The sequence below is a fragment of the Cellulosilyticum lentocellum DSM 5427 genome, from assembly GCF_000178835.2.
Lineage (GTDB): Bacteria > Bacillota > Clostridia > Lachnospirales > Cellulosilyticaceae > Cellulosilyticum > Cellulosilyticum lentocellum.
In genome coordinates this window covers 3,541,902-3,553,763 of record NC_015275.1, presented here as the reverse complement: position 1 = coordinate 3,553,763, position 11,862 = coordinate 3,541,902, and the positions used below count along the sequence as shown (strand labels likewise).

The window sequence follows — 11,862 nt, the reverse complement described above, 5'->3', positions numbered from 1 at the left end:
TGTAGAGTGTAATTTGTTCGATGTAGTATCTGTGATATAATAAGAGCATATGAATGAAAAGAGGCATAATATGGAGCAATATTTAATTAAAAATACAACAAAAGAACAAAGAGAAAAGATTGTAAAAGATGCACTTGGTTATAGTGATTTAGGTTGTGAAGATGGTGGGGGCAGATATGGCTATGATTTTTATGAACCTTATATTAATGGAGAAAAAGAACTTTCTGAACTTAACCAAGCATTTAGAGCTACTTATGTAAGTGAAAGTAAGGAAAGACCTAGTAGTGGCTGTAGCTACTACAAATAGAAATTTGTCGGTGGCCTTACTAGGCTATTTGGGCAAAGCTGAGAGAGGGTGACTATCCTACGTGGCTCCGCTCCGCTAGGACAGCCACCCTCTCTCAGTTCTACCAGCAATAACGCGTAAAGTCGCCTCCATTAAGTGTTTTCAAGAAAAAACAAAACTTGTTATTATCTCTTTTCTGCACTTCTCACTTAGGGGTTTGAACGCTTAAGAGATCAATAATGCTTGTAAGGCTCCCTAGCTTCCTTACAGAGCTACTTCTTGGCTAAATAGACTTATGGGAAGCTTTATACGTTATTGCCTTGGGCGCCTGCCCCCGGCTTTGAGTATTTTTTAACTGTCGTTACGCCTTCTTTTCACGCTGCTTTACTGTCTTGGATGTTTATGAGGTCAACAACGTTTGTGAAAATGAGTGGGTATGGGTGCCTGGAGTAGTGACTTGGGAGCATTTTTTTAGAAGCACTTAGTGAACGTTTTAGATGGGTTTTAGGCAGCTGTTTGAACGAAGTGAGTTCTGCCGTTCATCTAAATAAGTGAACTTAGTGCTTCAAAAAGTGTGAACCGGAACAACGGAAGGCACCCATACCCACTCATTTTCTCGCAGACGTACTTCTCATAAACGCCAAGACAAATTTCTATTTATCATAATAAACGGATAGATATAATGAGATTATAAAAATAGACCAATGGGGAGATGAACATGAAAAATAATAAGAAACTGATAACAGTAAGCGTCAGTATTACGGCAATAGTGACGGTAGCACTATGTAGTATTGTTTTCTTCATTTATTTATCAAAGGAGAAGAAGCTAGAGTATTTGCAGCCGAGTGAGTTAGTAGTTCATTCGTTCCAAGACAAACAGGCAGCTAATAAGGAACAAGAAAATAGAGGAGAGAACAATAATACTGAGAGTAGCGGAGAAAAAATGAGTGAAGACCAGGACTATAATGTAGAAGAAATAGAAGGTCGAGATAACCGAGTGACTGATGATGCTGGGCTTAGACAGGAAGCCAAAGATAAAGAGGAAATCAAAGCAGAGAGTAGCACCACGCCAGAGGTAGTCTATTTAGCTTATCATAATGATAGATATCAGTTTTCTATAGAATATCCAGATATATTTAATGATAAGATGCTACCAGAAAACAATGATGGCATTATTTTTAGAAATGCTGATAAAGGAGTAGAGCTAACTATATCAGGGATTAATAATGTATTGGATGAGACAGTTCAGACTGTATATGAAGAGGCATGTAGTCGTTTGAGGAATATTATATATCAGTGTCAAAAGGATGATTGGTATGTACTATCTTGGACAGAAGACGATAAGATGTTCTATAAGAAAGTCGTGGTAGGGACAGGATCAATGAATACCTTTCTTATAAGTTATCCAGCAAAGGAAGAGGTAGCATATGATGCTGTCATTGAACATTTAGTAGAGACCTTTCAAACAACTAGTATAGATGAGACTCATTAATATGAGTTGCAGTTGTAAAAATACTCAGGTACTATCATAATGAAGGTCAAAGTGATAGGAAAATGTATATTACAGTTATGATAAGACAGACTGTAACAAAAAAGTTTAAAGTAGTAAAAAAGAAAGGAAATAGAGATAATGTATTACGTACCAGATGGAACTAAAAAATGTGGCTATTATGAATGCAATGAATGTGGCACTAGATTTTTATCTTTGCACTTAGAAGAAATTATAGATTGTCCTTACTGTGAAAAGGATTTTGACCCTGAGATTGGGCCTGATGAAGTCATGGAAGAAATCACCTCTAAGGCTCAGCTAGTTAAAATAATAGAAGGTGAAGAAATAGAAATGTGGGATAAGCTTTTAAGTCTTGCTATTACAGGCGGAGACGAAGACGACTGGATATAAGGAGTAGGGCATGAGTAATACAATTAAAGTAAATTATTATGACCAGTTTAAGTGCATTGCAGACAAGTGTTCTTTATCTTGCTGCCAGGAATGGCGAATTGCTGTAGATGATGAGACGCATCAAAAATGGCAGGGAGTTCAATTACAAGGAGTAACAGAAGCTGGTAAAAATAAGGAACCTCTTGAGTTATGTAGTTGTGTAAAAAAAGATGAAAATGGTTATGTTGTGGCCTTAAAACAGGATCAGCAATGTCCGTTTTTAAATCAAAAAAAGCTTTGCAATTTGGTTATTGAGTTAGGTGAGGCTTATTTATCAGACACCTGTACTACTTTTCCAAGACAGATCAATGAATTTGGAGAAAGAACAGAGTACTCGCTGGCTTCTTGTTGCCCAGCAGTAGTAGATTTGCTAAATGAAAATGAAGGAAAACTCCAGTTTCAGCAAGAAGGAAGCAGCAAACAAAGTGATGAAGTACTAATGGCCGTACGTGATATGCTGATAGCAGTTATGGAAGAAGAGAGCTATTCGGTGCCAGAACGCTTAATGATGCTATTTTATGCACTTTTAGACCTTCAGACGAAGAAAAAGTTAACGCAGGAACAGATTAAAAGTCATTCAGCAAAAAAATATCTAGAGCCTATCGTAGAGGCTATTAGAAACATGAAATTTAACGTAATGGATACCTTTTTTGAAAGAAATGAACTTTTCTTAGATATTGTAGAGAACTACCGAAAGCAAAAGCTGTACGTTAACTATATAGAAGAGATTTCAGTATTAGCAGAGTCATTAGAAGAAGAATATTCTGATGAAGAGCTTTTAGAAAAGCTAAAAGACTTTGAAGCACAATTAATTCCTTATGAAAAACTATTCAAAAATTATTTAGTAGCTGAACTTTTTGGTAACTCATTGATGCCTGATATGACACTAGAAGATTTAATCATTGCTTTTGAGTGGATTACCTTAGAATATAGTGTTATTAAGCAAGGGATTTTCTTAAAATGGTTATCAGGAGGTAGTAAGGAAATGACTTATACTATGGTTCGTGACTATATAACAGTGATTTCAAGAATAACAGGTTATGACCATAGTGATATCAAGGAGTACTTAGAAAATAGCTTTGAAAGTATTATTTGGGAGTGGGGATACCTAGCGCTTGTTGTTGGTCATGAAAAAATTTAATAGATAGTACTTAAGTAAATAAAAGGGCTGATAAGAAATGAAGCTGTGCTAACAGCGTTATTTCTTATCAGCCCTTTTGGATAAAATAAACTAAATGAACTAAATTGACTAATGAGTCAATGCGAAGTATAATTGATAGAAAATAAACACAAAACAGAAAAATGGATGTAGGGGTTAAAGATGAAAGAGGAACAACTAAGTAAAATAAGTGAGCAACGCAGAGAAGCCATATTAAAAAGTGCAATAATAGAATTTTCACAGAAACCTTATAAAGAAGCCAGTACAGATCAAATAACAAAGCAATGTAGCATTTCAAAAGGATTACTTTTTCACTACTTCAAAAGTAAGAAGGATTTGTATTTAGTTTGCTTAGAGCAAGCACTTATGAGGCTTATGACAAAAACGAAGGAGACTAAAGGTGAAGCATTTTATGAGATTATTTTCTCGGCTATGGACCATAAGTTTAACCAGTGTTTAGTTTTTCCAGAGGAAATGAGAGTGGTGAATATGGCAGCTAGAGAAATGAGTAAGGATGTATTTGAGGAAAAAAGTAAACTACTGATGCGCTATATTCTAAAGGGAAAAGAAGAATCAGCTAAAACCATGACAAGAGCAGTATCTACGTTGAAGTTACGAGAACCACAAAATCCTAAAGTGACAGCAGCATTTTTAGTGTATGTTAATGCAGTAATGAACCACTATTTAGAGTTATATAAGGAACGACCAGATGACTTTTTTGCAAAAGCTGGTGAAATTAAGAAGGAGCTGAAAGCATATTTAGATTGCATGCTATATGGTATTGTAGGGGAGGAGTAGTAGATGAAGAAAATAGGCTTGATAAAGGGTATGAGATTATGTGCTAAGTATCAAAAACTAAGTGAGACTGAAAAAAGTCAAGTACGTCATAAAAGACTACATGAGATGGTAGATTATGCAAGAACTCATAGTCCCTATTATAATCAGTTATATAAAGACTTAGAAGAGGACTATACACTATCAGATTTACCACCTGTCAATAAGAGCGAGCTTATGGCACATTTTGATGAGTGGCTGACAGACAGAAAAGTTAAGCTAGAGGATATTCGTGTATTTATGGAGAACCTAGATAACATCGGTCGTAAGTTTCAAGGAGAATATTTAGTATTTACCACAAGTGGTTCTACAGGAAATCCGCTTGTGAGCTTGTGTGATCGAACAACTAATAATATGATGGGAGCCATTAATGCAGGGAGAACTTTTGCGAGAAAAAGTGATTTAAAGGCTTTTTTTCGTCGCAGAGGAAAGACAATAGGAGTTTTTGCGACTGGAGGTTTTTATTTAGGAAATAGTTCTGTTCGTGCCAGACTTTTGTCTATGCCTTGGAAAAAGAAGCAAATAGCAGTCACTAGCGCCTTACTACCTGTAAAACAGATTGTAGAAGAATTAAATAGCTTTCAACCCGCTATGCTTGGAGGATATCCTACAGTATTAGAATCATTAATAGAAGAACAATTAAGTGGTCGATTACATATTAAGCCGGTGCTTATTATGACAGGAGGAGAATATCTTTCTAATACATTAAGAGAACGATTAAGTGAGGTTTTTAAATGTTATGTTCAAACTTCGTATTCCTGTACAGAAGGGGGTACTATAGCTTGTGAGTGCACAGAACAGCATTTTCATATTAATGAAGATTGGGTTATTGTAGAACCTGTAGATAAGAATAATCAACCTGTAGAAGATGGTGTATTATCAGATAAAATTTTAATGACGAATCTATTTAATTATACACAGCCCTTCATTCGTTATGAGATAACAGACCGTGTTAGAATGCACCATGAGAAATGCAAGTGTGGTAATCCAATGCCCTGGCTTACATTAGAGGGACGTATGGATGATGTGGCTATTTTTGTAGAAGAGGGACAAATTATAAAAATACCTCCACTTGCACTATATGCTACTTTAAAGGAAATTCATGGAATACAGCGCTTTCAGTTGGTTATTCATGAAGGTAATCAAATAGAACTTCGCTTAATTCCAGTAGAAAATGTTAATATAAATGAAGTATTTGACAAAGCTGTGCAAGTGTTAAAAGACTTTTTAGCTACTCATGGTGTAAAAACAGTAACATGCATCCTTTCAGATGAATATCCTAAGCAGCATCCAAAGAGCGGTAAATTTAAGCATATCATTAACCAATCAAAAGGTTAGGAGTTGTCATTATTGTTCATTAAAAATACAAGAAAAGTGTGTATAATAGAATAGTAAATAAAGACACTTATTATTTAATAAGAAGATAGGAATAAATGGTGATTATTGAATAAGTAAAGAGAGGAAATCATGGAACAAACGTTTATAGAGAAACTCATAAAAAGATTAATAGTTATGCAAGATTATATTCTTGTACCAAATGAAGAAGGCAGGGTGATCATTGATCCGAGTGTAAATGTTCTCCTTAAGCAAGATAGTCAGTGTATTACTTATATACAGATTATTGATGGAGATAATAGTTCTATTGATATAATCAATGAGAGGTTAGAGCAAAAAGATGGAACGTTATTACGTATGGGAGAACAGACCAGAATCTTTGCGTATAGTTTATTTGTTTTTTCAAATGGTATCGATGAAGAGAAGCTAAAGCTAATCGAGGAAAGCCAAAGGAATCACGAAACAGAACCCAAGGCTTTTAAAAGCTTTGTAGTAGATACAAGCAGTAAAGAAGTTAAAAAGCTATTTAATAGGCCTAGTACTGATAGAGGACTTTTAAAATTAATCACTTATGTAGTGGAGAAAGATTCAGCAGAAGCTTATGATCAAGTACCAATTGAAACTTTAGTTTTGGACAAGAAGAAAGATTATCAAATCACCTATCAAGTTAAAAAGCCAATACTTACCTATGGGCTTATTGCGATTAATATTTTGGTGTATTTAGCGTTGGTTTTATATGAAAGAACATCAGGCATAAGTTATGGACAGCTGATTATTCAATTTGGAGCTAAGGTTAACAATTTGATTTTAGAAGGAGAATATTGGCGATTCATTACACCTATATTCCTACATGGTAGTTTGATGCATCTACTAGTTAACTGCTATTCTCTATATATCATAGGTTCTTTAGTAGAACGCCTGTATGGACGAGGTAGATTTATCACAAGCTATCTCATTGCGGGGATTTTAGGAAATCTATGTAGCTTTTTATTTGTACCAGGCCCTTCTGTAGGTGCATCTGGAGCAATATTTGGTTTAATGGGTATATTATTATACTTTGGCTTAGAAAGACCACTTCAATTTAAGGTTTACTTTGGAAGTAGTATTATTACTACTATTCTTATTAATCTAGTTTATGGTTTCTCAAGTACAGGAATAGATAATTTTGCTCATTTAGGCGGCCTTATAGGTGGTTTTTTAGCTATAGGCATACTTTCAAATGTTAAGAAAAAGCATTGGTATTTTAATAAGCTATTATATGTGATAGTACTTAGTGTACTGACTGTAGGGGGTATAGCCTATGGCCTTAATAATAGCGAGAGTAAAATCATTCGTAACATGAATACCTTAGACAAACTAGAAGACATGGAAAAATGGGATGAGGTAGAAAAAATAGCAAAAGATATACTAGATATGGACTCACGATATGAGGATAATCAAATAATAGCATTATGGTCACTTATTAGAGCTCAAGGTATTCAAGGAAAGTATGATGAAGCTATCCCGTATTGTAATCAGCTGATAGCCTTAAGTCCAGCAGATGGACATTACATGTTAGGTATCATTTATTATGATCAAGGGGAACTTCAGATGGCAAAAGAAGAACTTTCAGCAGCGGAAGCAGCAGGTGCTGATGCAGAGCAGATTCAGCAACTACTAAGTATTATCCAGCAATATGAGAATCAATAGAAGTAGAAATAGAAATTGGTCGTGGACTTTCCAAAAGTGTTTTCAAGAAAAAAGAAAAGCTGATTCATTTTATTTATAGTAATTGGAGACAGCAAAAATAGCGCCCTAAGTATTCTATATACTTGTGACGCTATTTTTTGTTCCAGACTCTTGAAATTAACTTTTATAACTAGCTAATAGACCTTAAACAAGGCGCAAAATGGCTCCTCAGCACGTATGCATTGTAGCTTAGTGCCTACTAGACTAGCTATGAAAGTCAAACCAATGAGTGAGGAGCTCTTATCGTCTTAGCCGGTGCACCCTTATGATAGGAAACTAAGGCTTTAAGACTCTGGTTTAAAACTTTATTTGGTAATGCTACGTATAAAAACCTTTAAAACAACTTATAAGTGGCGCCTTCCTTGCAGCGCACAAGTGAACATTTTCCTTAAGTCCAGAGGTACCTATAACAATAGATTGAGACTTGGCTGACCCGGTCAGTTCCTCAGGTTGAAGCTGTGGTAATTTGCCGTGGGAAGTTATTTATTTTGTTTTTACACTTATGTATATGTGGTCAAAAATCCGAATCCCTAATAAAAAATAAAATTTTCTATTTTCCTCACTGCGCTACTGTCCTAGAAGTTTATGAGTTCAAAAACGTTTGTAAAAATGAGGGAGAGGGCTACCTGGAAGAGTGACTTGGGAGAATTTTTTAGAGGCACTTGGCGAATGTTTTGGATGGGTTTTAGCACGAGTGTCTGACCATGGGGAGTTTTCGTGCGTTCATCCAAATAAGTGAGCCTAGTGCCTCAAAAAATTTGACCCGGAACTTTGGAAGGTAGCCCTCTCCCTCATTTTCTCCCAAATGTCATTCCTCATAAGCACTGAGACAAACTTCTATTTGCACAGTCAAAAAAATAAACAAAATGAGATTATTAATTTCATATGGGGTTACACGTTTAACCTATTGTAGATGTAAAACTCTAGATGTATATTCATCTTAACACTAAATAAGTATAGAATTTTTGAATATGAATAAAGAGAAAGAGGAAGGAGCTATATGATGAATGAGAGACCAATTATTTTAAAGCAAGATTTATTAGAAGGGTTACAAAGTATAGGTATCGAAAAAGGACAGAGTATTATGGTACATACCTCTTTGAGCAGTTTTGGTTATGTATGTGGAGGTGCTCAAGTAATTATAGAGGCACTGTTAGAGGGCGTTGGAGAAGAAGGAACCATTATGATGCCTACTCAAAGCTGGAAAAATTTAGACCCATCCTATGGTGTACATTGGGAGGAACCTGAAAAATGGTGGCCTTTAATAAGGGAACATTGGCCAGCGTATGATAAAGATATTACGCCAACTAATACCATGGGGGCTGTAGCAGAAATGTTTCGTAAGTGGCCAGGTACTTTAAGAAGTGACCATCCAGCACGCTCAGTAGCTGCTTATGGAAAAAATGCCAAGTATCTTGTAAGCCAACATGACTTAAGTGATATTTTTGGTGAGACATCCCCATTAGCAAAATTGTATGAAATAGATGGTTATGTTCTTTTACTAGGAACAGGATATGATAAAAATACTTCGCTTCATTTAGCTGATGTGAGGGCAAACTACCCATCAAAGCACATGGAGGAAAATAGTAGTGCTATGATGGTTAATGGCAAAAGAGAGTGGGTCACTTACTCAACACTTTATGTAGATGGAGAAGATTTTGAAGAGATAGGAAAAGCTTTTGAAGAAACAATGACCGTAAATAAAGTTAGTCTTGGAAATGCGCAGTTACGTTTTATGAAGCAAAGAGAATTGGTTGATTTTGCAATAGAGTGGATAGAGCAATATAGAAAATAACATGGCTTAGGATATTTATCGGAATTAGTGGATTATGAAAAAAATATTGAAACTTTTAAATGATTAATATAAACTTATGAGCAAGAGGCGCTAAGATAAATTTTTAAATAATAGTTAAGTTGTTTGATATCATAAAAATTTGACAAGATAAGGTGGGGGTTATGGCTCAATTAGAATGTCAGTTACAGGGTGATTTTAATAAAATTTTAGATGCATTAGAAAAGAAGATAATGGGAGGTAGCATGTCTGCCACCAAAGAAGGTAGTAGTGATTATGTGCTTAATGATATCCGGTGTGCTGTTAGAGTATACGAAAGATATAGTATGCTAGGTGGAAATCGTGTAAGCCTTAATATTACGTTAGTGGGGAATAATGAGAGTTCCTTTTTATCTGCAATTACAGCAGGAGGTAGCCAAGCAGTATTATTTAAAATTAATACTTTAGGTGAAGAAGCATTTTTAGATTGTATTACTAAGGTCGTGAAGCAGTATAGTAAATATTAAATACTTTTATGAATCCTAAGACATCCAGAGATTACTACAAAGATGGCTTGGGATTTTGCTGTATCTACGAATTTTAAGAATGAATAAGTGTAGTAGTGTTAAGAAATAAAGGGGAAATGTCAATTGAAACAGACTAAACAAATGTCAGAAACTTTACTAGTTGGTTCTTTGCTTGCAATGGTAGGAGGTTTTTTAGATGTGTATACTTATTTAACCAGAGGAGGTGTTTTTGCTAATGCACAGACTGGAAATATTGTGTTGTTAGGGATAACACTTTCAGAAGGAAATATCAAAAAGGCACTTACTTATTTGATTCCTATTCTTGCATTTATCATAGGAATTATTGTTGCAGAAGTTATAAAAAATAAGTATAAAACTAAAGAGAGCGTACATTGGAGACAGATTATTGTACTTATCGAAGGCATAACGCTATTCATAGTCGCTTTTATTCCAGATACTCAAAATATGGTGGCTAATGCAATTATTGCTTTTGTATGTTCGCTGCAAGTTGAAAGCTTTAGAAAAGTAGAGGGGAGTCCTTATGCAACAACTATGTGTACAGGCAATTTAAGAAGTGGCACAGAGCTGTTTTATTATTATAGAAAAAATAAGGATCAAAAAGCTTTATTTAAAAGCCTACAGTATTTTTGCATTATCTTATTCTTTATTATCGGAGCTTGTATAGGAACTATTTTAGCTAAACTATTTTTACTAAAGGCGGTATTATTTTCGATAATACTTCTAGGAATTGTTATTTTACTTATGCATAAAAAAGAAAGCTAAAGTGCTATCCTACAGCATATTACATAGAATGTCGGGAAGAATTAAGAAAGTTGTACTATACTTTAATAAAGGTGATGGTTATATGAATTTATTAGATAGTATGAATGAAGCCATACAGTATATTGAAAAAAATCTGGGTGAGAAAATTGATTACGCAGAAGTAGCTAAAGTAGCAGGCTGTTCACAGTGGTATTTGCAGCGAATGTTTATGTCTATTACCGATGTTTCTATTTCTGAGTACATTAGAAGAAGAAGACTAACTTTAGCAGCCTTTGACCTTAAAAATAGTGATCAAAGTATATTAGAGATTGCTTTAAAGTATGGTTATCAATCTTCTGATGCTTTTACAAGGGCGTTTAAGGCTTTACACCTAGTGACTCCTTCAAAGGCTAGAGAAAATGGTGTACTTCTAAAATCATATGCACCCATTACTTTTATATTATCCATTAAAGGAGTGGCGGCTATGAATTATAAGATTCAAGAAAATGAAGCAATGCGTGTCGTAGGGGTTAAAAAATGGTTTTCAACTATTGATAATGGTCAATTAAAAGAAATACCTAAAATGTGGGATGAATTTCCTAAAGAAAAAATGGAAAAGCTCAAAAGTTTATCAGTATCAGGAGAAGTTGTAGGTATGTGCGGGGACATGTATAATGATGGTTTTGATTACTGGATAGGTGTTATCACCGATAAACCATGTCCAGAAGTGATGTGTGAAATGACAATACCAGCTTCTACATGGGCTATTTTTGAAGTCATTGGACCTATAAGACCTTTACCTAATACCATGCAAGATATATGGGGCAGAATTTTTTCAGAATGGCTTCCTAACTCTGGTTATGAGCATGCAGAAGTACCAGAATTAGAATGCTATAGTAATGGTGATTGTATGGCTGAGGATTATAAGAGTGAGATTTGGATTCCAATTATCAAAATGCCATAAGTCTATATTTATTAAATAATATAGTGGACTTGTATATAGAGGAGGATAAAATGGAGATTAAAACATGTACAAAAGAATCTTTTTCTGTAATAGGAAAAGAGGGTTCTACAATGGATGGAGATGCATTTGTTGAAAGACTATGGGATGATGCTAATACTCATTTTAATGAAGTAGGGGGCCTAGCGAAAACAGACGAAAATGGACATATTCTTGGCGTTTGGGGAGCTATGTCAGATGTGACACACTCCTTTAAACCTTGGGAAGATAATTTCACAAAAGGATTATATCTCGCAGGGATTGAGGTGAATGATACAGCTGAAGCGCCAGAGGGTTGGGTAAAATGGACTATTCCTTCATATGAGTATATTTATGTTAAAAGCGAAGGGCTCGATACCTTTAAAGAAGTCATAGCATATCTGAAACAAAAGGGTATTACTCTTGCCGGTGCGGTACATGATTTCAAATGTCCTGAAGAAAATTAGTGGTATATGTTCTTTCCTATACGAAAGCTATAAGTACAATTAAGTTGGTTTTAATAGAGAGATTTGATATAATAA

General features: G+C 34.9%; 12 protein-coding genes. All 12 read left to right on the top strand.

The window, feature by feature from the left end; genetic code table 11:
• Positions 1-70 precede the first annotated feature (70 nt).
• The 12 genes from CLOLE_RS16400 (at position 71) to CLOLE_RS16345 (ending at position 11,787) form a co-directional block, all read left to right on the top strand.
• Entirely contained in the window at positions 71-307 is a 237-nt protein-coding gene (locus tag CLOLE_RS16400) for a hypothetical protein (RefSeq protein WP_013658252.1), read from the top strand.
• A gap of 697 nt (positions 308-1,004) precedes the next feature.
• Entirely contained in the window at positions 1,005-1,778 is a 774-nt protein-coding gene (locus tag CLOLE_RS22045; protein WP_013658251.1) for a hypothetical protein, read from the top strand.
• Positions 1,779-1,916: 138 nt separating this feature from the next.
• The gene (locus CLOLE_RS16390; protein ID WP_013658250.1) at positions 1,917-2,186 is read left to right on the top strand and encodes a hypothetical protein; all 270 of its coding nucleotides are present in this window, start codon (positions 1,917-1,919) and stop codon (positions 2,184-2,186) included.
• 10 nt (positions 2,187-2,196) lie between these two features.
• The gene (gene fliB, locus CLOLE_RS16385) at positions 2,197-3,366 is read left to right on the top strand and encodes a flagellin lysine-N-methylase (protein WP_013658249.1); all 1,170 of its coding nucleotides are present in this window, start codon (positions 2,197-2,199) and stop codon (positions 3,364-3,366) included.
• A 180-nt stretch (positions 3,367-3,546) separates the two neighbouring features.
• A complete protein-coding gene (locus tag CLOLE_RS22040) occupies positions 3,547-4,182 on the top strand; it encodes a TetR/AcrR family transcriptional regulator (RefSeq protein ID WP_013658248.1) in 636 nt (211 codons plus the stop codon).
• A 3-nt stretch (positions 4,183-4,185) separates the two neighbouring features.
• Complete coding sequence (locus CLOLE_RS16375) at positions 4,186-5,556, top strand: phenylacetate--CoA ligase family protein (RefSeq protein WP_013658247.1); 1,371 nt, start codon at positions 4,186-4,188, stop codon at positions 5,554-5,556.
• Between the two features lie 129 nt (positions 5,557-5,685).
• Positions 5,686-7,242, top strand: a complete 1,557-nt coding sequence (locus CLOLE_RS16370; RefSeq protein WP_013658246.1) for a rhomboid family intramembrane serine protease — start codon at positions 5,686-5,688, stop codon at positions 7,240-7,242.
• A 1,042-nt stretch (positions 7,243-8,284) separates the two neighbouring features.
• Entirely contained in the window at positions 8,285-9,076 is a 792-nt protein-coding gene (locus tag CLOLE_RS16365) for an aminoglycoside N(3)-acetyltransferase (RefSeq protein WP_013658245.1), read from the top strand.
• Between the two features lie 161 nt (positions 9,077-9,237).
• Positions 9,238-9,579 (top strand): DUF6054 family protein, encoded by a 342-nt coding sequence (locus CLOLE_RS16360; RefSeq protein ID WP_013658244.1) that lies wholly within the window; start codon positions 9,238-9,240, stop codon positions 9,577-9,579.
• 123 nt (positions 9,580-9,702) lie between these two features.
• Entirely contained in the window at positions 9,703-10,362 is a 660-nt protein-coding gene (locus CLOLE_RS16355; protein WP_013658243.1) for a YoaK family protein, read from the top strand.
• Positions 10,363-10,444: 82 nt separating this feature from the next.
• On the top strand, positions 10,445-11,305 hold the full coding sequence (locus CLOLE_RS16350) for an AraC family transcriptional regulator (protein WP_041713066.1): 861 nt from the start codon (positions 10,445-10,447) through the stop codon (positions 11,303-11,305).
• Positions 11,306-11,355: 50 nt separating this feature from the next.
• Complete coding sequence (locus tag CLOLE_RS16345; RefSeq protein ID WP_013658241.1) at positions 11,356-11,787, top strand: GyrI-like domain-containing protein; 432 nt, start codon at positions 11,356-11,358, stop codon at positions 11,785-11,787.
• Positions 11,788-11,862 lie beyond the last annotated feature (75 nt).